20 protein-coding genes and 1 pseudogene are annotated in these 22819 nt (G+C 72.1%); 5 read left to right on the forward strand and 16 right to left on the reverse strand.

Annotation, left to right across the window (positions count from 1 at the left end; all coding sequences use genetic code 11):
* Positions 1–752: 752 nt before the first annotated feature.
* The 8 genes and pseudogenes from tyrS to argC form a co-directional block, all read right to left on the reverse strand.
* Positions 753–2021 carry a tyrosine--tRNA ligase gene (gene tyrS / locus ABD978_RS19880; protein ID WP_345356251.1) on the reverse strand — a complete coding sequence of 423 codons (1269 nt, stop codon included), beginning with the start codon at positions 2019–2021 and terminating at the stop codon, positions 753–755.
* Positions 2022–2178: 157 nt separating this feature from the next.
* The gene (locus ABD978_RS19885; RefSeq protein WP_345356254.1) at positions 2179–2802 is read right to left on the reverse strand and encodes a DNA-3-methyladenine glycosylase; all 624 of its coding nucleotides are present in this window, start codon (positions 2800–2802) and stop codon (positions 2179–2181) included.
* Positions 2802–4232 (reverse strand): argininosuccinate lyase, encoded by a 1431-nt coding sequence (gene argH / locus ABD978_RS19890; protein ID WP_345356257.1) that lies wholly within the window; start codon positions 4230–4232, stop codon positions 2802–2804. Before argH ends, ABD978_RS19885 begins: the two co-directional genes overlap by 1 nt.
* 364 nt (positions 4233–4596) lie before the next feature.
* Positions 4597–5100, reverse strand: a pseudogene (locus ABD978_RS19895) (arginine repressor); the annotation flags it as partial.
* Positions 5097–6269, reverse strand: coding sequence for an acetylornithine transaminase (locus ABD978_RS19900; protein ID WP_345356260.1), 1173 nt, complete (start codon positions 6267–6269; stop codon positions 5097–5099). The pseudogene ABD978_RS19895 and the gene ABD978_RS19900, both read right to left, overlap by 4 nt.
* The gene (argB, locus tag ABD978_RS19905) at positions 6266–7183 is read right to left on the reverse strand and encodes an acetylglutamate kinase (RefSeq protein WP_345356263.1); all 918 of its coding nucleotides are present in this window, start codon (positions 7181–7183) and stop codon (positions 6266–6268) included. Before argB ends, ABD978_RS19900 begins: the two co-directional genes overlap by 4 nt.
* Entirely contained in the window at positions 7180–8334 is a 1155-nt protein-coding gene (argJ, locus tag ABD978_RS19910) for a bifunctional glutamate N-acetyltransferase/amino-acid acetyltransferase ArgJ (protein ID WP_345356266.1), read from the reverse strand. Before argJ ends, argB begins: the two co-directional genes overlap by 4 nt.
* Positions 8331–9359 (reverse strand): N-acetyl-gamma-glutamyl-phosphate reductase, encoded by a 1029-nt coding sequence (gene argC, locus ABD978_RS19915; RefSeq protein ID WP_345356269.1) that lies wholly within the window; start codon positions 9357–9359, stop codon positions 8331–8333. The genes argJ and argC overlap by 4 nt, the downstream gene beginning before the upstream one ends.
* Before the next feature lie 93 nt (positions 9360–9452).
* Between argC and ABD978_RS19920 the strand changes: the two genes are divergently transcribed.
* The 3 genes from ABD978_RS19920 (at position 9453) to ABD978_RS19930 (ending at position 13758) form a co-directional block, all read left to right on the forward strand.
* A complete protein-coding gene (locus ABD978_RS19920) occupies positions 9453–9836 on the forward strand; it encodes a hypothetical protein (protein WP_345356272.1) in 384 nt (127 codons plus the stop codon).
* Positions 9837–9997: 161 nt separating this feature from the next.
* On the forward strand, positions 9998–11500 hold the full coding sequence (locus ABD978_RS19925) for a CYTH and CHAD domain-containing protein (RefSeq protein ID WP_345356275.1): 1503 nt from the start codon (positions 9998–10000) through the stop codon (positions 11498–11500).
* A 218-nt stretch (positions 11501–11718) separates the two neighbouring features.
* The gene (locus tag ABD978_RS19930) at positions 11719–13758 is read left to right on the forward strand and encodes a phosphocholine-specific phospholipase C (RefSeq protein WP_345356278.1); all 2040 of its coding nucleotides are present in this window, start codon (positions 11719–11721) and stop codon (positions 13756–13758) included.
* Between the two features lie 116 nt (positions 13759–13874).
* Here the strand turns inward: ABD978_RS19930 and pheT are convergent, their stop codons facing one another.
* The 4 genes from pheT to ABD978_RS19950 form a co-directional block, all read right to left on the reverse strand.
* Entirely contained in the window at positions 13875–16355 is a 2481-nt protein-coding gene (gene pheT, locus ABD978_RS19935; RefSeq protein ID WP_345356281.1) for a phenylalanine--tRNA ligase subunit beta, read from the reverse strand.
* Entirely contained in the window at positions 16355–17464 is a 1110-nt protein-coding gene (pheS, locus tag ABD978_RS19940) for a phenylalanine--tRNA ligase subunit alpha (RefSeq protein ID WP_345356284.1), read from the reverse strand. The genes pheT and pheS overlap by 1 nt, the downstream gene beginning before the upstream one ends.
* A 125-nt stretch (positions 17465–17589) precedes the next feature.
* On the reverse strand, positions 17590–18753 hold the full coding sequence (locus tag ABD978_RS19945; RefSeq protein ID WP_345356287.1) for a sensor histidine kinase: 1164 nt from the start codon (positions 18751–18753) through the stop codon (positions 17590–17592).
* 94 nt (positions 18754–18847) lie between these two features.
* The gene (locus ABD978_RS19950) at positions 18848–19180 is read right to left on the reverse strand and encodes an STAS domain-containing protein (RefSeq protein WP_345356605.1); all 333 of its coding nucleotides are present in this window, start codon (positions 19178–19180) and stop codon (positions 18848–18850) included.
* 115 nt (positions 19181–19295) lie between these two features.
* Between ABD978_RS19950 and ABD978_RS19955 the strand changes: the two genes are divergently transcribed.
* Both ABD978_RS19955 and ABD978_RS19960 read left to right on the forward strand, forming a co-directional pair.
* A complete protein-coding gene (locus tag ABD978_RS19955; protein ID WP_345356290.1) occupies positions 19296–19532 on the forward strand; it encodes a hypothetical protein in 237 nt (78 codons plus the stop codon).
* 151 nt (positions 19533–19683) lie between these two features.
* Positions 19684–20439, forward strand: a complete 756-nt coding sequence (locus ABD978_RS19960) for a sulfite exporter TauE/SafE family protein (protein ID WP_345356293.1) — start codon at positions 19684–19686, stop codon at positions 20437–20439.
* 11 nt (positions 20440–20450) lie between these two features.
* Here the strand turns inward: ABD978_RS19960 and ABD978_RS19965 are convergent, their stop codons facing one another.
* From ABD978_RS19965 to infC, 4 genes are all read right to left on the reverse strand, one after another.
* Complete coding sequence (locus ABD978_RS19965) at positions 20451–21275, reverse strand: TrmH family RNA methyltransferase (protein ID WP_345356296.1); 825 nt, start codon at positions 21273–21275, stop codon at positions 20451–20453.
* Positions 21276–21295: 20 nt separating this feature from the next.
* Positions 21296–21673, reverse strand: coding sequence for a 50S ribosomal protein L20 (gene rplT, locus ABD978_RS19970; RefSeq protein ID WP_345356301.1), 378 nt, complete (start codon positions 21671–21673; stop codon positions 21296–21298).
* A gap of 112 nt (positions 21674–21785) precedes the next feature.
* Complete coding sequence (rpmI, locus tag ABD978_RS19975) at positions 21786–21980, reverse strand: 50S ribosomal protein L35 (protein WP_252783340.1); 195 nt, start codon at positions 21978–21980, stop codon at positions 21786–21788.
* A gap of 150 nt (positions 21981–22130) precedes the next feature.
* Complete coding sequence (gene infC, locus ABD978_RS19980; RefSeq protein WP_345356306.1) at positions 22131–22784, reverse strand: translation initiation factor IF-3; 654 nt, start codon at positions 22782–22784, stop codon at positions 22131–22133.
* Positions 22785–22819 lie beyond the last annotated feature (35 nt).

Here is a 22819-nt window from a genome sequence, read left to right on the forward strand (position 1 = left end):
TGAAGAGAAAAACAATCCCGGCAAGAGTTATTCTTGCCAAAGGAATCCAAACCAACCATGACCAACCGAAATCGACCACGATCAGCGAGGACCATAAAGGCACTGGCTTTTAGCACACTGTTGAGTTCTCAAGAAACGGACACACACCGTCCGAGACCCGACTTCCGCCGGACCCCGTCTGGGGCAACCCTTCTATCTTAGCGCCCCCGCTCCGTTTGTCAACCCCGATCCGTAGATCTTTATGGGACCGACACACACAGCCGGAACGCCCCTCCAGACAGCAGCAACCCCGGCCAGCGAACCGGCCGCAGCAGCACCATCCAGAAGTTCCCCACGGGCCGACCGCCAGATCCAACCGGCGTTCCGCATCCCGTCTCGGGGCGACCACACCATGCTACCCCGGTCCAGACACCGTCCGGACCAGAACAACACTCCGTGTGGGTTTCCCCTGGGCCGGCCGCCTTCCGGCGTCCCGCTCCCCTTGGGGCGAAGAGAACATTACGTCCACCTGGATAACCCGTCAAATCGGCGCTACGTGATCGCATCTGCGCTGATCGCCGGGATCCGTCTGAGTCTCGACTCGTGATCTCGAAAACCAGGAGGCTCGAAGGAGACCGTACGTTCGGACGATCGACGGCGGCCTCTCCCACCGCTACGGCCGACAGGACGCATCGCGACCCGGTCCCGGCTCGCGTACCGTCCGTGCGTGCTCGGGCCGGGCGGCACCCCGGTAGGGGCGCCGCCCGGCGAGGTCAGTCGGAGGCGACCGTCACTCCGCCGATGTTCCGCTTGCCACGCCGCAGCACGAGGAAGCGGCCTTGCAGGAGGTCGCCCTGGTCGGGTACGGCCGCCTCATCGGTGACCTTGACGTTGTTGACGTACGCCCCGCCCTGCGCGACCGTGCGGCGGGCCTCGGACTTGCTGCCCACCAGTCCGGTCGCCGTCAGCAGGTCGACGACCGGAGGCAGCGGCCCGGACACGGTCGTGGACGGCACCTCGGCGAGCGCGCTGCCCAGCGTGCGCTCGTCCAGTTCGCCCAGGTCGCCCTGGCCGAACAGCGCACGAGACGCGGCGATCACGCGTTGCGTCTCCTCGGCTCCGTGGACGAGCGTGGTGAGCTCCTCGGCGAGGGCTCGCTGTGCCGCTCGGGCGGCCGGGCGCTCGCTCGTCGCCTTCTCCAGCTCCTCGATCTCCTCACGGCTCCGGAAGCTGAAGTACCTCAGGTACGTCGAGACATCGCGGTCGTCCGCGTTGAGCCAGAACTGGTAGAAGGCGTACGGCGAGGTCAGCTCGGGATCCAGCCAGTACGTCTCGCCGCCGGCCGTCTTGCCGAACTTCGTGCCGTCGGCGCGGGTGACGAGCGGGGTCGTCAGCGCGTGCGCGCTGCCCCCTTCCACTCGCCGGATGAGGTCGACGCCCGCCGTGAGGTTCCCCCACTGGTCGTTTCCGCCGGTCTGGAGCCGGCAGTCGTACCGGCGGAACAGCTCCAGGAAGTCCATGGACTGCAGCAGCACGTAGCTGAACTCGGTGTAGCTCAGGCCGGTGGTGTCCAGCCGCGACTTCACCGTCTCCCGCGCGAGCATGCGGTTGACCGGGAAGTGCTTGCCGATGTCCCGCAGGAACTCGATGGCCGACATGGGGCCGGTCCAGTCGAGGTTGCTGACGATCAGGCCGCGGTCGCCGGTCAGGTCGAGGAATCGCGACACCTGCGCCCGGATGCGCTCGACCCAGCCGGCCACGACCTCCTCGGAGTTCAGCGTGCGCTCGGCGCTCTTGCCGCTCGGATCGCCGATCAGCCCGGTCGCGCCGCCGACCAGCCCGATCGTCCGGTGGCCCGCGTGCTGGAACCGGCGCAGCGTCAGCAACTGCACCAGGCTCCCCACGTGGAGAGAGGGCGCGGTCGGGTCGAAACCGCAATAGAGCGTGACCGGCCCCGAGGCGAGCATCGCCCGCAGATCGTCCAGGTCGGTGGACTGTGTGATCAGGCCCCGCCAGGCGAGATCGTCCAGTATGTCGGCCACGTTCTTCCTCGTCTCGTACGTACGTCCGGTCTCTACCAAGGATGCCGGACCGGTTCGACATCAAGGTAACGGGGCGTCCGGCGGGTCTCCCACCGATTTCCCCCGCCGAGCGCGGCCGACCGCGGACGGACCTTCCGGCGCGGCCGGTCTCGCGGATCTAGCGGCGCGCCTCCGGGCCCCGTCGGCGAGGGGTGTGCAGACGGTAGGCGGAGACGCTCGGGTCCCCGTCGATCCAGAACCGCCAGGGCACGTCCTTGGCACTGGTCACGCCCGTACGGGGGCCGGTGCGCACCTCGGCGGCCGGCGCGCCCGGCAGGACGCGCAGAGGGCTCTCCGGATCGCACACGTCGGCGCCGTACAGGGCGCGGTCGATCGCCAGGGCCTCGCAGAGCCGGGCCGGACCGCGGGCCAGGTCGCGCTCCGAGGAGCGCGGCCGGCGCGCCATGGCCAGCTCGCGGCCCTCGACGATCTCCCCCGCCCGGATCAGTACGGCCGCGGCGATGCCCTCCTCCAGGCACACGAGGTTCACGCAGTAATGCATGCCGTACGTGAAGTACACGTACGCGTGGCCGGGCGGACCGAACATGACGGCGTTGCGGTCCGTCCGGCCCCGGTAGGCGTGCGAGGCCGGATCGAGGGGCCCGGCGTACGCCTCCACCTCCGTCAGGCGCACCGCGACCGTGCCCTGGGGGAAGGAGCGCTCGAGGACGCACCCGAGCAGGTCGGGCGCCACCTCTTCGGGCAGCCGGTCGAAGAACGCGCGCGGGAGCGGAGCGCTCATCAGGCCCCCGACGCCGCCCAGGAGGCGTGGCCGTCGACGAGGGAGCGGAGCGTCGTGAGCTGCTCGGCGACGCGCTCCGGGGAGGTGCCGCCGTACGCCTTCCGCGCGGCCAGCGCGCCCTGCACGGAGAACACGTCGCGTACGTCCGGGGTCAGGTGCGGGGAGACCTTGGCGAGCTCATCGTCGCTCAGGTCGCCGAAGTCCTTGTCGTTGACCTGGCACCAGACGACGAGGTGGCCGACGACCTCGTGCGCATCGCGGAACGGCACACCCTTGCGGACGAGCAGTTCGGCGACGTCGGTGGCGAGCGCGAAGCCCTGGGGCGCGAGGGCCTCCAGACGCTCGGTGTTGACGCGCATGGTGGCGATCAGACCGGACACGGCGGGCAGGACGAGCAGGAGGGTGTCGACGGCGTCGAACACGCCCTCCTTGTCCTCCTGCAGGTCGCGGTTGTACGTGAGCGGCAGGCCCTTGAGGGTGGTCAGCAGGGCGGTGAGGTGGCCGATGAGCCGGCCGGACTTGCCGCGGGCGAGCTCGGCGACGTCCGGGTTCTTCTTCTGCGGCATGATCGACGACCCGGTGGCGTACGTGTCGTCCATCTCGATCCAGCGGAACTCCTGGGACGCCCAGAGGACGACCTCCTCCCCCAGCCGCGACAGGTGCACGCCGATCAGGGCGGCCGCGGCGAGGAACTCGACGGCGTAGTCGCGGTCGCTGACGGCGTCCATCGAGTTGGGGGCGGCCGCGGCGAAGCCGAGCTCCTCGGCGACGGCCTCCGGGTCGAGGGGCAGGGAGGACCCGGCGAGCGCGCCGGAGCCGAGCGGGCTGATCGCGGCCCGTTTGTCCCAGTCCCGCAGCCGGTCGACGTCGCGGGCGAACGCGTGCACGTGCGCCAGGAGCTGGTGGGAGAAGAGCACCGGCTGGGCGTGCTGCAGGTGGGTCATCCCCGGTGCGGCGACCCCGAGGTTGTGGTCGGCCTGCGCGATCAGCGCGGTCTCCAGCTCCACGAGCCGGGAGACGATCTGCCGCACGTGGTCCCGCAGGTAGAGCCGCAGATCGGTGGCGACCTGGTCGTTACGGCTACGCCCGGCGCGCAGCTTGCCGCCGAGGGCGCCGAGGCGCTCGAGGAGGCCGCGTTCGAGCGCGGTGTGGACGTCCTCGTCGGCGACGGCCGGCCGGAACTCGCCGGAGCGGCAGGCGTCGTCGAGATCGTCGAGCGCGTCGAGCATGCGGCGCAGCTCGTCCTCGGTGAGCAGGCCCGCCCGGTGCAGGACCCGCGCGTGGGCGCGCGACCCCAGCAGGTCGTACGGGGCGAGCCGCCAGTCGAACTGCACGCTGACCGACAGCCGGGCGAGGGCCTCGGACGGACCGCCCTCGAACCGGCCGCCCCACAACCTGGTCGGTGTCTTGCGCTGCTGGTCGTCCGTCACGCTGTTCTTCTCCCTGGGAAGCTGTTGGCAGGCGTCCTTGACCGGCCGCCGATGCGAAACTACTGCATGTCAGGCGGGCCGTGTCGGCGGCCGTCCGTAGGCGGCCGAAAAGCTCGATCATGAAAATGTTCCCGGCGGGTGCCGGGGTGTGCTCCGGGCCGGAGCATCGGTCGGGCGCCGCGCCGGGCGGTGCCCTCAGGGGGTGTCCGGTGGCGCCGGACGCCCCCTACGGTCGTCGTTCGGCGTGCTCCGGGAGCGTCGGCGCGCCGACGCCTCGGACGCCGGGGGCGTCCGCACCGACGGGCTCCCATGTCTGGCCGGCGGGGTCGCCGACGTCACGCGGACCGCGCACGGCGCGTTCGTCCGGGCGCCGTTCGGTCAGCGCGAGCAGAGCGGCCGCGAGGTCGGCGCCGCCGGAGGGATCCCGTGCGATCACGAGGACGGTGTCGTCGCCGGCGACCGTGCCGAGCACGGTCGGCCAGTCGGCGTGGTCGATGGCCGAGGCGAGGAACTGCGCGGCGCCGGCCGGCGTCCGTACGATGACGAGGTTGGCGGAGGCCTCGGCCGAGACGAGCAGCTCCTGGGCGAGCCGGGCCAGGCGGCCGCCGAACGTCTCGGCGGCGCCGGTCCGGGCGCGGCGGATGCGCTCGCCGCCCTCCCCGGGCACCGCGTAGATCAGTGAGCCGTCCTCGGCCCGCAGCTTGACCGCGCCGATGTCGACGAGGTCGCGCGACAGGGTGGCCTGCGTGACGTCGACACCGGCGTCGGCGAGCAGCCGGGCCAATTCGCTCTGGGAGTGCACGGCGTTGCGGCCGAGCAGTTCGATGATCCGCGACTGCCGTGCCGTCTTGGTCAGGGGCGTGGTCATGTCGCCCCTAGTATGCCCGGCAGAGCCGCGATGAAGGAGTCCACTTCGTCCGCCGTGATGATCAGTGGCGGGGCGAGCCGGACGGCCTGCGGTGCGACGGCGTTGACGAGGAAGCCGGCGTCGCGGGCGGCGGCCTCGAGGGCCGCGGACTTCGGCTCGGTGAGGACGATCGCCCGCCACAGCCCCCCGCCGCGTACGCCCGCGAGGAGCGGGTGGTCGACCGCTTCGATGCCGGCGGCGAGCCGGTCGCCGACCTTGGTGACGTGGTCGAGGAGCCCGTCGCGCTCGATGGTGTCGAGCACGGCGAGCGCGGCGGCGCAGGCCACCGGGTTGCCGCCGAACGTCGAGCCGTGGTCGCCCTTGCCGAACGCGGTGGCGTACGGGCCGAAGCCGACGCAGGCGCCGATGGGCAGTCCGCCGCCGAGCCCCTTCGCCAGCGTGATGACGTCGGGCCGGACGCCCTCGTGCTGGTGCTGGAACCAGGTCCCGGTGCGGCCGATGCCGCTCTGGATCTCGTCGAGGACGAGCGCCGCGCCGGCCTCGTCGCAGATCGCCCGCGCGGCCGTGAGGTAGCCCTCCGGCGGGGGGATGACCCCGGCCTCGCCCTGGGTCGGCTCGAGGAAGACGGCCGCGCAGTCGCCGGTGACGGCGGCCCGCAGCTCGTCGACCGAGCCGTACGTCACGAAACGCACGTCCGCGGGGAACGGGCCGAACGGCTCGCGGATCGCCGCCTTGCCGGTCAGCGCGAGGGAGCCCATCGTCCGGCCGTGGAAGCCGCTCTCGGCCGCGACGACGTAGCTCCTGCCGGGGCCGGCGTGCCGCCGGACGAGCTTGTAGGCCGCCTCGTTGGCCTCGGTGCCGGAGTTGGTGAAGAACACGCGCCCGTCGCCGCCGAGCAGGCCGAGGAGCCGCTCGGCGAGGAGCACCTCGGGCTCGTGCAGGAACAGGTTCGAGGTGTGCGCGAGGGTGGCGACCTGCGCGGACACCGCCTGCACGAGCGCCGGGTGGGCATGGCCGAGCGAGGAGACCGCGATGCCGCCGATCAGGTCGAGGTAGGAGGCGCCGTCGGTGTCCCAGACCCGGCAGCCCTCGCCGCGGGCGAGCGCGACCGGCGGGACGCCGTAGTTGGGCATCAGCGCGGCTTCGAACCGCTTCCGCAGGTCGTTCATGACGGCACCACCATCGTTCCGATCCCCTCGTCGGTGAAGACCTCCAGCAGCAGCGCGTGCGGGACCCGGCCGTCGAGGACGTGGGCGCGCGGCACCCCGCCGCGTACGGCGCGCAGGCAGGCCCCCATCTTCGGCACCATGCCCGCCGACAGGTCGGGCAGCAGCGTCTCCAGGTCGTCGGCGGTGATCTGGTCGATCACCTCGGAGGCGTCCGCGGAGCCGTCGGCCGGCCAGTCGGAGTAGAGGCCCTCGACGTCCGTCAGCACGATCAGCTTGCCGGCCTGCAGGGCGACGGCCAGCGCACCCGCCGCGGTGTCGGCGTTGACGTTGTAGACCTCGCCGTCCTCGCCGCGGGCGATGCTGGAGATCACCGGGATGCGGCCGTCGTCGAGGAGGCTGCGGACCGCGCCGGTGTCGACGTCGATGATCTCACCGACCATCCCGAGGTCGACCTCCCGGCCGTCCACGACCGCGGTCTTCCGCTCGGCGGTGAACAGCCGGGCGTCCTCTCCCGACATGCCGACGCCGAACGCGCCGTGCTGGTTGAGCAGCCCGACGACGTCGGGCCCGACCTGGCCGACCAGCACCATGCGGACGACGTCCATCGTCTCCGCCGTGGTCACCCGGAGCCCGGCCGTGAAGGTGCTCTCCAGCCCGAGCCGGTCGAGCTGGGCGTTGATCTGCGGGCCCCCGCCGTGCACCACGACCGGGCGGAGCCCGGCGTACCGGAGGAAGGCGACGTCGCGGGCGAAGGCCAGCCGCAGCTCGTCGTCGATCATGGCGTGGCCGCCGTACTTGATCACGACGGTCGTGCCGTGGAACTCCTCGAGCCAGGGCAGCGCCTCGATGAGCGTGGCCGCCTTCTGCAGGGCGGCGGCGCTCGCCTGCGTACGTATGCGCGGTTTCGTCGTCATGAGGAGTACGCGGAGTTCTCGTGGACGTAGTCGGCGGTCAGGTCGGTGGTGTGCACGGTCGCGGTGTGGGCGCCGGAGCCGAGGTCGACCGTGATGGTCACGTCCCGCGGCCGCATGTCGACCTTGGCGCGGTCGTCGCCGACGGAGCCGTTGCGGCACACCCAGACGCCGTTGATCGCGACGTTGAGCCGGTCCGGATCGAACACGGCGTCGGTCGTGCCGACGGCGGCCAGCACGCGGCCCCAGTTCGGATCCTCGCCGTGGATCGCGCACTTGAGCAGGTTGCTGCGGGCCACCGCGCGCCCGACGAGGACCGCGTCCTCGTCGTCGGCCGCGCCGACGACCTCGATCGCGATCGCCTTGGTCGCGCCCTCGGCGTCGAGCAGCAGCTGCCGGGCCAGGTCGGCGCAGATGTCGGTGACCGTCTGGGCGAGCTCGTCCTCGGACGGGGTCACCCCGCTCGCGCCGCTGGCCAGCAGCAGGACGGTGTCGTTGGTGGACATGCAGCCGTCGGTGTCGAGCCGGTCGAAGGTCACCGCGCACGCCCGCCGCAGGATCCGGTCGAGGGTCGCCGCGTCGACGTCGGCGTCGGTCGTGATGACGCAGAGCATGGTGGCGAGGGCCGGCGCGAGCATGCCCGCGCCCTTGGCCATGCCGCCGACCGTGTAGCCGTCGGTCGCCCGGCGGAAGGCGATCTTGGCGACGGTGTCCGTGGTCCGGATCGCGTCGGCCGCCGGGAGGCCGCCGTCGCGGGACAGCTCGCGGGCCGCCTCCTCGACGCCGGCCAGCAGCGTGTCCATGGGCAGCCGCTCACCGATCAGGCCGGTGGAGCAGACCGCGATCTCGCCGGCCGAGTCGTCGAGGACGGCGGCGACCTTCTCCGCGGTCTGGTGCGTGTCCTGGAAGCCCGCCGGGCCGGTGCAGGCGTTGGCCCCGCCGGAGTTCAGCACGACGGCGCGCACCCGCCCGCCGCGCAGTACCTGCTCCGACCACAGCACCGGCGCCGCCTTCACGCGGTTGCGGGTGAAGACACCGGCCGCCGCGCGGGACGGGCCGTCGTTGACGACGAGGGCGAGGTCGCGTTCACCGCCCTTCTTGATGCCGGCGGCCAGGCCGGCCGCTCTGAAGCCGAGAGGGGCGGTGACGCTCACGGGGCGACTCCGATCGTGGTGAGACCCAGTTGTTCGGGCAGACCGAGGGCGAGGTTCGCGCTCTGCACGGCCCCGCCGGCGGTGCCCTTGGTCAGGTTGTCGATGGCGGCCACCGCGACGACACGGCCGGCCCGGTCGTCGAGGACGACCTGGACGACGGCGGTGTTGGCGCCGAGCGTCATGGCGGTCGCGGGCCACTGCCCTTCGGGCAGCAGGCGGACGAACGGTTCGTCGGCGTACGCCTGGGCGTACGCCTCGCGCAGGCGCTGCGCGGTGACGCCCGGCGCGGCCTTGGCCGAGCAGGTGGCGAGGATCCCCCGGCTCATCGGCGCGAGGGTCGGCGTGAACGACACGGTGACCGGGTGGCCGGCCACCGCGGAGAGCTGCTGGGTGATCTCCGGGGTGTGGCGGTGGACGCCGCCCACGCCGTACGCGCTCATGGAGCCCATGACCTCGCTGCCGAGCAGGTTGGGCTTGGGCGCCCGGCCCGCACCGGAGGTGCCGGAGGCGGCCACGATCACGGCGTCGGGCTCGGCCAGCCCGGCGGCGTACGCGGGGAACAGTGCCAGGAGCGACACGGTCGGGTAGCAGCCCGGCACCGCGATGCGCCGGGTGTCGCGGAGCCGCTCGCGGTTGCCGGGCAGCTCCGGCAGGCCGTACGGCCACGTGCCGGCGTGCGTGCCGCCGTAGTAGTGCTCCCACTCGGCCGCGTCGGAGAGCCTGAAGTCCGCGCCGCAGTCGACGACGAGCACGTCGTCGCCGAGCCCCTCCGCGATCGGCCCGGACTGCCCGTGCGGCAGGGCCAGGAAGACCACGTCATGGCCGGCCAGGGTCTCGAATGTCGTTTCCGTGAGTATTCGGTCCGCCAGGGGGTACAGATGCGGCTGGTGCGTCCCGAGGAGAGTGCCCGCGCTGGACGCGGCGGTCAGCGCGCCGATCTCGAACTCGGGGTGGCCGGACAGAACGCGCAGCAGCTCACCGCCCGCATAGCCGCTCGCTCCGGCGACCGCCGCACGCGTGCCCATCGTCTCCTCCTCCGCCGATGCGTTAAGTATGCATTTCCCTGCATCATCATGCAACCGCCGTTCCGGCATCCGAGAAGACGCTAGTGTCCCTCCATGCGCCGCATCGCCGTGCTCTCGCCGCCGCTGGCCGTCCTGCTCCTCGCCGCCGCCTGCGGTTCGGGCGGCACGCCGAAGGCCACGAAAACGGTGATGGCCGGCGCGGTGGACTGCGGACAGATCGACGCCGCCGGCGGCGCCTCCGCATACCTCAAGGTCACCAAGGGCTCGGCCCCGTGCGGGGAGGCGGTCTCGGTCTACAAGGCGTTCTTCGCCGCGGTCGCCGAGGGCAAGGCACCCGGGCAGGGCAGCGGAGGCGGGCTCGCGGTCCAGGGCTGGTCATGCGTGATCTACCCGTCCGACCAGATCCAGCAGAACGGCCGCGGCGCCGACTGCACCAAGGGCGGCACCACCGTCACCGCGTTCCAGAAGGCGCACTGATCTCCGCCGGCCGGAGAGCGCACTGATCACCGCCGCCCAGAAGGCGCACTGATCACCGTCTCCGCTCCTCGGACGGCCACTCTCCCGCCACGACGATTCTTCGACGGCCGCGATCTGGGTATGTCGTTTGCCCCGATATAGCGCTGTTTAAGGAGAAAGACGTGGCTCGCCATACGGAGCTCGAGCGAAAGTACGACGCCGACGCCGACTTCGTGCTTCCAGACCTGGAGGTGCGGGTCGGCGCCCCCGCGACGCACACCCTCCAGGCCCGCTACTTCGACACCGAGGACCTGCGCCTCGCCGCACGCGGGATCACCCTGCGCCGCCGCCAGGGCGGCGACGACGCCGGATGGCATCTGAAGCTGCCGGCCGGCAAGAACACCAAGCGTGAGATCCGGCTGCCGCTCGCCGAGAGCGCGCAGGACGTTCCGGCGGAGTTGGTCACGCTCGTCACCGCCCACACCCGTGGCCGGCCGCTGATCCCCGTGGCCGAGGTGGAGACCCGCCGGGTCGAACGCCCGCTGCTCGACGAGGACGGCCGGGTGCTGGCGAAACTCGCCGACGACACGGTGCACGCGCACCCGTTCGGGCGGAACGGCGGCGAGGTCCGCCTGATGGCGTGGCGGGAGATCGAGATCGAGGCCGTCACCGCCTCGGACGACTTCCTGGCCGCTGTCGGCGACCACCTGCTCGACGCCGGCGCCCGCGAGGCCGCCGCCCGATCCAAGCTGGCACGGACCCTGGAGACGGTCCCCGCCACGGCGCGGCCGCCGGCCACCGGCACCGCCGGCGACGTGCTGGTGACCTACCTGGGCAAGCACTTCGCGAAGATGCTGGCGTACGACCCCCTGGTCCGGCTGGCCGACCACGACGACGACTCGGTGCACAAGATGCGGGTGGCCGCCCGGCGGATGCGCAGCCTCCTGCGCACCCACCGGCGCCTGATCGAGCCGGCTCGCGCCGCCGGCCTGGAGACCGAGCTGAAGTGGCTGGCCGACGCCCTGGGCGAGGTCCGCGACCTGGAGGTCCTCCGGGCGCGGTTCGAGCGGCGCCTGGCGCAGTTGCCGGATACCGACCAGGAGCCGAGCTGGCTCGCCGGAATGGCGGCGGAGGAGCTCCGTGCCCGCGACCGGCTCCGGGAGGCGCTGTCGACGCCGCGCTACCTCGCCCTCCTCGACAGCGTCGACGCCTTCCTCGCCGCCCCGCCTCTCCTCGACCGACGCGCCGGCCGAGCCGCCCGGCCGGAGACGGCCAAGGCCGTCGCCAAGGCCTGGCGGAAGATGCTGCGCCGCCATGCCCACGCGGCCGGCCTGCCCGCCGGTCCCGCGCGCGACGCGGCACTGCACCGGACAAGGAAGGCCGCCAAGCGCGCCCGCTACACCGCCGAGGCCGCCGCGCCCGCCCTGGGCTCACCCGCCAAGAAGCTGCTCCGCCGGGCCGAGCGGCTGCAGGAGCTGCTCGGCGCCCATCACGACGGCGTCGTCGCCGCCGAGCGACTCGGTGAGCTGGCCCGCCGACCCGGGACGCCGGCCATCGAGGCGTTCGCCCTCGGCCGGCTCAGCGAGCGGGAGGAGCGCGACCGGGAACGCCCGCTGCGGGACCTGCCGGCCGCGGTGAAGAAGGCCGCCAAGCGCAAGCCGCTCCGGAGACTCGGCGCGAGCTGACGCGCCCGGCGGTTTCCCGAGCAACGCGGGCGGGCGCCTCGCACTCGGGCGGCACCCGGAGCGAGTGCCGCCGACGCGCCGAGGCGCCTCCCGTTCCCGGGCGCGGGAACGGGTTGGCCAAGGCTTCTCCCGGATTTGTCCCGTCGGCCGTGATGAGTTGCGAATCGCTTGAGATCACTGTCCTGCCCCGATGACCCCGAACCCCGAGGCAGGACCTCATGAGCATCGACCGTCGACGATTCCTGCAGCTCGCCGGTGGTACGGCCGCGATGACCGCGCTGTCCACGAGCATCGCCCGCGCCGCGGAGATCCCCGCCGCCCGCCGCAGCGGCACCCTGCGCGACATCGAGCACATCGTGGTGCTCATGCAGGAGAACCGGTCCTTCGACCACTACTTCGGCACGCTGCGCGGCGTGCGCGGCTTCGGCGATCCGCGTCCCGTGACGCTGCCCGGCGGCAAGCCGGTCTGGTACCAGTCCGACGGGACCAAGGACGTCCTTCCGTTCCGGCCGGACGCCACCGACCTCGGCCTGCGCTTCCTCCAGGACCTCGACCACAGCTGGAACGGCGGGCACGCGGCCTGGAACAACGGCGCGTACGACCGCTGGGTGCCGGCCAAGACCGCCACCACGATGGCCTACCTCACGCGCGAGGACATCCCGTTCCACTACGCGCTGGCCGACGCCTTCACGATCTGCGACGCCTACCACTGCTCGATGATGGGGCCGACCGACCCGAACCGTTACTACATGTGGACCGGCTACACCGGCAACGACGGCAAGGGCGGCGGTCCGGTCCTCGGCAACGACGAGGCGGGATATTCCTGGACCACCTACCCCGAGCGCCTGGAGAAGGCCGGGATCTCCTGGAAGATCTACCAGGACGTGGGCGACGGCCTCGACGCGAAGGGCTACTGGGGCTGGACCGGGGACGCCTACATCGGCAACTACGGCGACAACTCGCTGCTGTACTTCACGCAGTACCGGAACGCCGAGCCCGGCGATCCGCTGTACGACCGGGCGCGCACCGGCACCGACGCCAAGCACGGGCAGGGGCTCTTCGACATCCTCCGCGCCGACGTCAAGGCGGGAAGGCTGCCGCAGGTCTCCTGGATCGCGGCTCCCGAGGCGTTCACCGAGCACCCGAACTGGCCCGCCAACTACGGCGCCTGGTACATCGCCCAGGTCCTGGACGCGCTGACCGCCGACCCGGACGTGTGGAGCAGGACCGCGCTGTTCATCACCTACGACGAGAACGACGGCTTCTTCGACCACGCGGTGCCGCCGTACCCTCCGTCGTCTCCCGCGCAGGGACGTTCGACGGTGGACGTCACCGGCGAGGTCTACCACCCGTCGGGGCCCGGCGGTGACGTCGCGGGCCCGTACGGCCTCGGGCAGCGCGTCCCGATGTTCGTGGTCTCGCCGTGGAGCAAGGGCGGCTGGGTGTGCTCGGAGATCTTCGACCACACTTCGATCATCCGCTTCATGGAGCAGCGTCTCGGGGTCCGGGAGCCGAACATCTCGGCCTGGCGCAGAGCGGTCTGCGGCGACCTGACCTCGGCGTTCGAATTCGGCCGGACGGCCGCCGCGATGCCCGCCCTCCCCGACACCAGCGGGTACCTTCCGCCCGACCGCGACCGGCACCCCGACTACGTGCCGAAGCCGCCGGCACACCCGGCACTGCCCCGTCAGGAACGCGGACTGCGTCCCGCCCGGCCGCTCCCGTACGACCTGACGGCGGACGGTCGCGCGAGCGCCGGCGGTCTGGTGATCGAGTTCGCCGAGCACGGTGCGGCGGCCGCCGCCCTCCAGGTCACCTCCGCGACTCACGCCGGCGGGCCCTGGACCTACACCGTCGGGCGCGGCGCGCGGCTCTCCGGGACGTGGGGTCCGGGCGCGTACGACTTCGAGGTGCACGGCCCGAACGGCTTCTTCCGGCGGCTCGCGGGACGCGGCGGCGCCGGCCCGGAGGTGTCGGCACGCCACGACGGGAGCGCCGAACGGGTTCGCCTGGTGCTGACCAACGACGGCGAGCAGCCCGTACGGCTGACGGTCAAGGACGCCTACGGCGACGAGCGGCCGGTGACGTACCGGCTGCGGCCGGGCGGGCGCGCCGTGCACGTCGCGTCCGCCCGTCGCCGCCACGGCTGGTACGACCTGTCGGTCGTGTCCGACGATGAGAGGTTCCTCCGGCGGCTGGCCGGTCACGTCGAGAGCGGGCGCCCGAGCACCAGCGACCCGGCGATCGCCACCGTCTGAGCCACCGACCCGGTCGTACGCCCGGCCGACGCGCCGTGGTCACGCGTGCGTGACCACGGCGCGGACCTGGAGTCCGTCGCGAAGTCCTACGGACGAGGACTTCGCGACAGGCCTCCTCAGGCGCCCCGCAGGACGGCGCCGACCCGCTCGGCCGCCGCGGCCACGGCGGCGTCCCGGGCGGCGGTGGTCTCCTCGGCGGTGAGGGTACGGTCGGGCGCGCGGAAGCGAAGCGTGTAGGCGAGCGACTTGTTGCCCTCGCCGACCTGCTCCCCCGTGTAGACGTCGAACAGCCGGATCGACTCCAGCAGCCCCGCGGCGCCGTGCGTCTCGATGCCCGCCCGCAGGGCCGTCTCCACCTCGGCGGCGGGCACGTCATGGGCCACCGTGAGCGCGATGTCCTGGGTGGCCACCGGATAGGTCGCGATGTGCGGCGCGAGCACCGTGCCGACCGCCTTCGACTCGAGCCGGCTCAGGTCGAGTTCCATCGCGCAGGCGCGCGCCGGCAGGTCGAACGCCTTGGTCACCCGGGGGTGCAGCTCCCCCGCGTGGCCGACGAGCGTCCCGTCGGCGAACAGCGCGGCGCAGCGTCCGGGGTGCCAGGGGGCGTGCTGGTCCGCCTTGACCTCCAGCTCGACGCCCGCCTCGGCCGCGACGATCCGGGCGGCCTCGATGGCGTCGGCCCAGGTCGCCGGGCGGCCCTCGCCCCACCAGCCGGCCGGCTCACGCTGTCCGGCCAGGACGACGGCCACCCGGAACGGCTGGTCGGGCAGTGCCGCCTCGATCGCGGCGAGCTCCTCGGCGGTGGGCGCCCGGTCGACCGGCGGCCGGGGCGGCGTCGGGGCGTCCGGGCGAGGCCGATACACCAGGCCCGTCTCGAACAGGGCGACGTCGGAGAAGCCGCGCCCGAGGTTGCGGTGCAGCGAGCGCAGCAGCGCCGGCAGCAGCGTCGTCCGCAGGAACGGCTCTTCTTCGGTCAGCGGGTTGGCCAGCCGCAGCGCGCGCCGGCGGGCGTCGTCGGCGGGCAGTTGCAGGGCGCCGGCGTCGGCCGCGGACACGAACGGGTAGTTGATCACCTCGTGGTATCCGGCGGCGGCCAGGGCCCGACCGACACGGCGGCGCAGCCGCTGCGCCGGGGTGAGGCCACGGCCGGCCACCGAGCGCGGCGCGCGGGCCGGGATGTTCTCGTACCCCTCGAGCCGGATGACCTCTTCGGCGAGATCGTTCGGGTCGCACAGGTCCGGCCGCCAGGACGGCGGGGTCACGGTCAGGACGTCCTCGCCGGTGACCTCGCAGCCGACGTCGCGGAGCCGCCTGACGACCGTGTCGTGGCCGTAGGTCACGCCCGCGACGCGGTCCGGGTGGTTCGCCGGGATCGTGATCGTGGCGGTCTCCGCCGGCGCCTCGGCGTGCGTGACCCCCGGAAGGATCTCCGCGCCGCCGAGTTCGGCCAGCATCCGCACGGCCCGGTAGGTCGCCACGAGCGGCAGCTCCCGGTCGACACCGCGCTCGAAGCGGTACAGCGCCTCGCTCTTGAGCTTGTGCCGGCGGCCCTGGCGCGCCAGGTCGCTCGCCGCGAAGTGCGCGCCCTCGATCACCATGTCGGTCGACTTCTCGTCGATCTCGGTGTTCAGGCCGCCCATCGTGCCCGCCAGCGAGAGCGGACCCGACCCGTCGGTGATCAGGACGTCGTCGGGGTGCAGATCCCGTACGACGTGGTCGAGGGTCTCCAGCCGCTCGCCGGGCTCCGCGCGGCGTACGACGATCGGGCCGGTCAGCTTGGCCCGGTCGAAGGCGTGCAGCGGCTGCCCGAGCTCCAGCATGAGGTAGTTGGTGACGTCGACGGCCAGGGAGACCGAGCGCATCCCGGCGCGGGCCAGCCGGACCCGCATCCACAGCGGCGACGGCGTGTCCGGCGCGAAGCCGCGCACCTCCCGCAGCACGAAGCGGTCACAGCCGGTCGGGTCGGCGATGCTCGCCGGGTACGACTCGCCGGTCTCGGCCGGGATCTCGAGGTCGGCCGGGTCGCGGAACGGTACGCCGAACGCCGTCGCCGCCTCCCGCGCGATGCCGCGGATCGACGCGGTATAGCCCCGGTCGGGGGTGATCGCGATGTCGAGCACCTCGTCGCGCAGCCCGACCAGCTCGACGAAGTCCGCCCCGAGCGGGGTGTCCGGCGGCAGCACGAGGATGCCGGGGCTGCTCTCGGCCAGGCCGAGCTCGGCCTCCGAGCAGATCATGCCGTCGGAGACCCGGCCGTACGTCTTGCGCGCGGCGATCTTGAAGCCGCCGGGCAGGACGGCCCCGGGCAGCGAGGCCGGGACCCGGTCGCCGACGGTGAAGTTGGTCGCCCCGCAGACGATGCCGCGCGGCTCCGCCTCGCCGACGTCGACCTGACAGAACCGGATCGGCTTCTTGAAGCCGGTCAGCTCCTCGATCTCCAGGACCTGGCCGGTGACCACGCCGGACACGTCGTGCCCGACGGCCTCGACCGACTCGACCTCCAGACCGGCCGCGATCAGCTTCTGGGCGATGTCGCGGGCGGTGACCTCGGCGGGCAGCTCGGCGTACTCCCGCAGCCACGAAACAGGGACGCGCATCAGATCTCCATCCCGAACGCCTGGGTGAAGCGCACGTCACCCTCGAACATGTCGTGCATGTCCTCGACACCGTGCCGGAACATGAGCGTGCGCTCGACGCCGAGGCCGAACGCCCAGCCGCTGTACCGCTCCGGGTCGACCCCGGCGGCGACCAGCACCCGCGGGTTGACCATGCCGCAGCCGCCCAGCTCGATCCAGCCCTCGGACCGGCAGGTGCGACACGGCTCGCCGCCCGGCTCGGCCGAGGCACCGCGGCAGACGAAGCACTGCATGTCCACCTCGGCGGACGGCTCGGTGAACGGGAAGTAGTACGGGCGGAACCGGGTCTTCAGGCCCGCGCCGAACATGCCGGTGACGAACGCGCCGATCGCGCCGCGCAGGTCGGCCATCGTGATGCCCTCGTCGACGACGAGGCCCTCCATCTGGTGGAAGACGGGGCTGTGCGTCGCGTCGAGCTCGTCGGTGCGGAAGGTACGGCCGGTGCACACGACGTAGACGGGCAGCTCACGCGTCAGCAGGGCGCGGATCTGCACCGGCGAGGTGTGGGTGCGCAGGACCAGCCCGGAGTCCTCGGACTCGACGAAGAAGGTGTCCTGCATCTCGCGCGCCGGGTGGGCGGGCGGGAAGTTCAGCGCGTCGAAGTTGAACCACTCGGCCTCGACCTCGGGGCCCTCGGCCAGCTCGAAGCCCATGGAGACGAAGACGTCGGCCATGCGTTCGGCGATGGTGGTCACCGGGTGCCGGGCGCCGCGCGGCGCGCGGTCGAGCCGGAGGGTGACGTCGACGGCCTCCTCGACGAGGACGCGCTGGTCGCGCTCCTCCTCCAGCTCGGCCTGGCGTGTCTTGAGCGCCTCGGAGACCTCACGGCGGGCCGTGCCGACGCGCTTGCCCGCCTCGGCCTTGGCGTGCGGCGGCAGGGCGCCGATCTCCCGGTTGGCGAGCGCGAGCGGCGAGCGGTCGCCGGCGTGGGCGAGGCGGACCTGCTTCAGCTCGTCGAGGCTCGCGGCGGCCTGGATCGCGGCGAGCGCCTCGTCGCGCGCGCGGGCCACCTCGTCCGGATGGAGCGCGGTGACCTCGACGGGGTCATAGGACTTATTGGGTGCGGACATGAGTGTCAGTTACTCCAGCAATGGCGGAACGGCGAACGAGTCTAGTCGGCGCATGGCCTGCGGCCCGTGACGCGGCCATCAGATGATCATGGCAGGACGGGCCGCTCGGGAAGCCCGCGGCGCTCTCAGGCGAAGTCTGGAGCCCCGGCGGGCAGACTAAATCGGAACTCGGCGCCGCCACCCGGGGCGCGCCGTACCGAGATGGTGCCACCGTGCGCCTCGACGAGGCCCTTGACGATGTAGAGACCGAGGCCCGTGCCGCCACGGGGCTGGCCGTGGCCGCGCCAGAACTGGCGGAAGACGCGCTGGGCCGCCTCCGGCGGGATGCCCTCACCCTCGTCGCGCACGGCGACGACGGCTCCACGCGTGCTCGCGTCCGGCTCCACCACGATCGTTACGGTACCAGCCCCGTGCCGCAGGCCGTTCTCCACGAGATTGCCGATGATCTGGTCGATCTTGTCCGGGTCGAGCCACATCTCCGGCAACTCGCCCCGGACCTGAAGCTCGAAGCGGTTCGCCGGGTCGCCCGCCGCGACCCGGCCGGCGATGATCTTGCGGGCCTCCTCGACGACGTCGACGACCTGGCGGCGCATCTCCAGGCGGCCCGCCTCGATGCGCGAGACGTCCAGCAGCTCGGTGATCAGCCGGGTCACCCGGTCGGCGTCGGAGTTGACCGTCTCGAGCATGACCCGCTTCTGGTCGTCGTTGAACCGGTGCCACTTGGCCAGCAGGGTGGCGGTGAAGCCCTTGACGCTCGTCAGCGGGGACCGCAGCTCGTGGGCGACGGTGGAGACGAGGTCGGCCCGCCCGCGCTCGTGGCGGGCGCGCTCGGCCGCGTCCCGCAGGGCGATCGTGAACCGGCGGACGGTGCCGTCCGCCTCCCGGTCGTAGGAGGCGGTGACCAGCAGCTCCGGCCCGTCGCCGAGGTACAGCGGCCGCTCCGGGTGACGGGTGCGGGTGGCCAGGCCGCCGTACGGGTCGAGGCACTTCCACCAGTCGCGGCCGTCGGCGTCGCGCAGCGGCAGCACGTCGGCGAAGTCGCGGCCGAGGGCCGCGGCCGGCGCGATGCCGGTCAGCCGGGCCGCCGCCCGGTTGAAGACCACGACCCGCCGATCGGCGTCGGCCACGACGAGCCCGTCGGGCAGCGAGTCGGGAGCGACGTCCCACCGCTCGGGAGAGACCTCGCGCTGCTCGGAAGAGACTCCCCGCTGCGCCGTCTGCCCGGCGGAGGGTTCAACGTCGCGCGGAACCGGTCCGCCCACGACCGCGGCCACCTCCCCCGGCTCCATATTGACAGTGCAGGCCTGACTCTAGTGCGGACGACGTAAATACCGCCACGCCAGTGTCGTTAATTACGGATGTTCCTGACATGTCGCCCAGATGTCAGTTACCGAACGCCTCATCGACCGTGTCATACGTCGGGAACAACTCGTCGAGCCGAGTGATTCGCAGAATCCTCCGCTGCGCCGGCCGCACCCGTGCCAGGCGGAGCGTGCCGCCCTTCTCCCGCAGCCGGTTGCCCACGGCGACCAGCGCGCCGAGCCCGGCGGCGTCGCAGAAGCGGACGGCGTCGAAGTCGGCGACGAGGTTGATGTGCCCGCCGTCGATGAGCTCCAGGAGATCCGCGCGCAGCCGCCCCGCCGTCTGCACGTCGATCTCGCCGCCGATCGCCACGACCGCCGCGGCGCCGTTGCGCCGGACCACCCGGGCCGCCATCACGCGCCCGGCCTGCGCCTGGCACCGGTGGGCGCCCCCGCGCGCCAGCGGAGACCTGCCCGGACCTCTCTCGCAACCCGCCGCCGCACGACGGCGAGGCAGCGGAATGCCTCTTATGTTCGTTTCCAACCCTTTTGCCCCGTTCATCGGAATCCACGTCGACGCCGCGACGGGCACCGGGAAGGGGAACCGGCTGCGGGCCGGTCGACCGATCCGGCGCGGCGGAATCGACACCACCGATCATGTCGCCTTTTCGTCCAATGAACGAATCGGGTCGCTGATTTGTTACAGCGAGAAGACGTCACTGTTGCGTTCGGTATCGAACGTCCCGCCCACGCCCCCGATCATGTGAGGCGTCCCCTATCGCGGGGCTCGCCCCGCCGGCCGGGTAACGGCGGGAGCGCGGCCCCGGCTACAGTCTCGATCGACGCCACTCACTCTCCGCGACCGCGACGGGGCCGTCCGCGACGGGTCACGGCCCGGCGCCCCGGAAGGAGCCGGACTTGGACCTCCTCGACATGGGGCTGCTCGGCGCGGCCGGCGTGGCGGCCGGCGGGGTCAACGCGATCGCCGGCGGTGGGTCGCTGATCTCGTTCCCCGCCCTGCTGGCCGTGGGCTGTCCGAACCTCACGGCGAACGTGACCAACACGGTCGCGCTGTGGCCGGGCTATGTCGGCGGTGTCGCGGGCTACCGCGCCGAACTGGTGGGCCGGCGGGGACGCGCCATCGCGTTGAGCGTGACCGGCGTGCTCGGCGCCGTGGCCGGCTGTGTCCTGCTCCTGCTCACCCCGGCGAGCGTCTTCGCCGCGCTCGTGCCGGTGCTGGTCGCGCTGGCCAGCCTGCTCCTCGCGGCGCAGCCGTGGCTGAAGCGCCGCCTCGACGCCGCGCAGCGCCTCACCGGGACCGGACACCGGATGATGCTGCACGGCGGCGTCCTGGTCGGAGGCGCCTACGGCGCGTACTTCGGCGCCGGGCTCGGCGTCATGCTGCTCGGCCTGCTCGGCGTCTTCGTGCACGACCACCTGCAGCGGCTCAACGCCGTTCGCGCGGTGCTGTCCCTGGTGATCAACACGGTGGCCCTCGTCGCCTTCGCGCTGTTCGGCCCGGTGCGCTGGCCGGCCGTCGCGATCATGGCGGTGACCAGTCTGGTCGGCGGCTTCTTCGGCGCCCGCGTGGCCCGCCGCCTGTCTCCGGGCGTCCTACGGGCCGTCGTCGTCACGTTCGGGCTCGGGGTGGCCCTCACCCTGGCCCTTCGCTGAGGATCGCGGCGTCAGGAGGACTCGCCGGCCCGCTGGGCGCGGGCCGAAGCGTACAGGCACACGGCGGCGGCGGTGGCGAGGTTGAGGCTCTCGGCGCCGCCGTAGATCGGGACGCGTACGACCTCGTCGACCGCGTCCAGGATCTCGTCCGGCAGGCCCCACGCCTCGTTGCCGAACACCCAGGCGGTCGGGCCGCTGAGGGTTCCCTTGTCCAGGGCGGCGTCCAGGGAGCACTTCCCCGCGCCGTCGGCGGCCAGGACCGTCAGGCCGGACTCCTTCAGGGCCGGGATGAGGGTGTCGAACCGTGGCCCGACCACGACCGGCAGATGGAACAGGCTGCCCGCCGACGCGCGGACGCACTTGCCGTTGTACGGATCGACGGACGCGTCCGTGAAGATCACCGAGTCGGACCCCGCGGCGTCGGCGGTGCGCAGCACGGTGCCGGCGTTCCCCGGGTCCCGCACGTGCGCCAGCACGGTGACGAGGCGCGGCTGCGGCTCGAGCGCCGCTCTCAGGTCGACGTCCACGAACGCGCAGACGGCGAGGAGACCCTGTGGGGTGACGGTCTGCGCGAGCTCGGCCATGACCTCGCCGCTCACCCGGAAGGTCGGAACCCCGGATCGCTCGGCCTGAGCGATCAGATCCTGGTGGCGGATCTCCGCCTCGGCCGTGGTGAACAGCTCGGTGAGGACGCCGTCGAGCGCGAGGGCCTCGCGTACCGCCTGGGGGCCCTCGGCGAGAAACCGCCGCTCGCGGCGGCGGAACGCGCGTTTGGCGAGCCGACGAGCCGCCTTCACCCGTGGTGATCGAGTAGAGGTCAGCTCGCGGCCCGCCATCAGCGTCGTTATCTATACCGTCAGGCGGCCGCGCTGCCCTCGGCGGGCAGCGCCTTCTTGGCCGTCTCGACCAGGACCGTGAACGCCGCGGCGTCGTTGACCGCGAGCTCGGCGAGCATGCGCCGGTCGACCTCGACGCCGGCCTCGCGCAGACCCTGGATGAACCGGTTGTACGTCATGCCGTTCGCGCGGGCCGCCGCGTTGATCCGCTGGATCCACAGGCGACGGAACTGGCCCTTGCGGTCCTTCCGGTCACGGAAGGCGTACGTCATCGAGTGGAGCTGCTGCTCCTTGGCCTTGCGGTACAGCCTCGACCGCTGGCCACGGTAGCCACTCGCCCGCTCGAGGACGACCCGACGCTTCTTGGCGGCGTTGACCGCCCGCTTCACGCGTGCCACGTCTTGAAACTCCTTCGTGGAGGCCGTGCCTTTTAGGCCGGCCGGTCGTTCGACTAACGGGACTCTCGGCACCGCATGGATGCCGGAGCCCGGCGATCAGGTGGTGCCGGGCTCAGTCGCCGAGCAGCTTCTTGATCTTCTTCTCGTCGCTCTTCGACAGGACGACCGCTCCGTCGAGCCGGCGCGTGCGCTTGGTCGGCTTGTGCTCGAGGAGGTGGTTACGGTTGGCGCGGCGGCGCATGACCTTGCCGGTGCCCGTCTTCTTGAAACGCTTCTTGGCACCACTGTGCGTCTTCATCTTCGGCATGGTCGCCGACGTCTCCCTATGTCCGTGCACCTCATTCCGGGCGCACGGCGACTCCTCAGGGAGTGCCGGACGCCGGGGAGGCGCGGTGTGCGTACCTCATCGCGAGACGACCCCGCTCAGTGAGCAGGGTCGTGGCGGAGCAGGGCCCGGTCAGGCCGGGGAACCGTGCTCCTGCTCTTCCTGCCGCCGCGCTCGACTGCCGGTCGCGCGCGGACCTTCGGCTTTGGCCTCGCTCTTCTTCTTGTGCGGGCCGAGGACCATGATCATGTTGCGGCCGTCCTGCTTGGGCCGCGACTCGACGAAGCCGAGCTCCTCGACGTCCTCCGCCAGCCGCTGCAGCAGCCGGAAGCCCAGCTCCGGTCGGGACTGCTCGCGGCCACGGAACATGATCGTGACCTTGACCTTGTCACCTGCCTTGAGGAACCGCTCGACGTGGCCCTTCTTGGTGCCGTAGTCGTGCGGATCGATCTTCGGCCGGAGTTTGATCTCCTTGATGACCGTGTGCGCCTGGTTACGTCGCGCATCGCGGGCCTTCATCGCGGACTCGTACTTGAACTTTCCGTAGTCCATGAGCTTGGCCACGGGCGGCCTCGCGGTCGGGGCGACCTCGACGAGGTCGAGGTCGGACTCCCGGGCAAGGTCGAGTGCCTTGGCGATCGGCACGATGCCGACCTGTTCGCCGTTCGGACCGACGAGCCGGACCTCGGGCACGCGAATGCGCTCGTTGATACGCGGTTCGGCGCTGATGGGACCTCCTTGGGGCTTTCGAGCTGTCCTGACCGGCCATGCCCCGGGCCCCTTCAAACGAAAAAGCCCCGCACGACTCGCATGCAGGGCCA

This window comes from Actinoallomurus liliacearum (assembly GCF_039542035.1).
GTDB lineage: Bacteria > Actinomycetota > Actinomycetes > Streptosporangiales > Streptosporangiaceae > Actinoallomurus > Actinoallomurus liliacearum.

Coding starts and splice junctions, on each gene's coding strand:
- ABD978_RS19885 (WP_345356254.1), bottom strand. CDS start 2,802: ATGAGCGCTCCGCTCCCGCGCGCGTTCTTCGACCGGCTGCCCGAAGAG.
- ABD978_RS19900 (WP_345356260.1), bottom strand. CDS start 6,269: ATGAACGACCTGCGGAAGCGGTTCGAAGCCGCGCTGATGCCCAACTAC.
- argB (WP_345356263.1), bottom strand. CDS start 7,183: ATGACGACGAAACCGCGCATACGTACGCAGGCGAGCGCCGCCGCCCTG.
- argC (WP_345356269.1), bottom strand. CDS start 9,359: ATGGGCACGCGTGCGGCGGTCGCCGGAGCGAGCGGCTATGCGGGCGGT.
- ABD978_RS19920 (WP_345356272.1), top strand. CDS start 9,453: ATGCGCCGCATCGCCGTGCTCTCGCCGCCGCTGGCCGTCCTGCTCCTC.
- ABD978_RS19930 (WP_345356278.1), top strand. CDS start 11,719: ATGAGCATCGACCGTCGACGATTCCTGCAGCTCGCCGGTGGTACGGCC.
- pheT (WP_345356281.1), bottom strand. CDS start 16,355: ATGCGCGTCCCTGTTTCGTGGCTGCGGGAGTACGCCGAGCTGCCCGCC.
- pheS (WP_345356284.1), bottom strand. CDS start 17,464: ATGTCCGCACCCAATAAGTCCTATGACCCCGTCGAGGTCACCGCGCTC.
- ABD978_RS19945 (WP_345356287.1), bottom strand. CDS start 18,753: ATGGAGCCGGGGGAGGTGGCCGCGGTCGTGGGCGGACCGGTTCCGCGC.
- ABD978_RS19950 (WP_345356605.1), bottom strand. CDS start 19,180: ATGGCGGCCCGGGTGGTCCGGCGCAACGGCGCCGCGGCGGTCGTGGCG.
- ABD978_RS19955 (WP_345356290.1), top strand. CDS start 19,296: ATGTTCGTTTCCAACCCTTTTGCCCCGTTCATCGGAATCCACGTCGAC.
- ABD978_RS19965 (WP_345356296.1), bottom strand. CDS start 21,275: ATGGCGGGCCGCGAGCTGACCTCTACTCGATCACCACGGGTGAAGGCG.
- rpmI (WP_252783340.1), bottom strand. CDS start 21,980: ATGCCGAAGATGAAGACGCACAGTGGTGCCAAGAAGCGTTTCAAGAAG.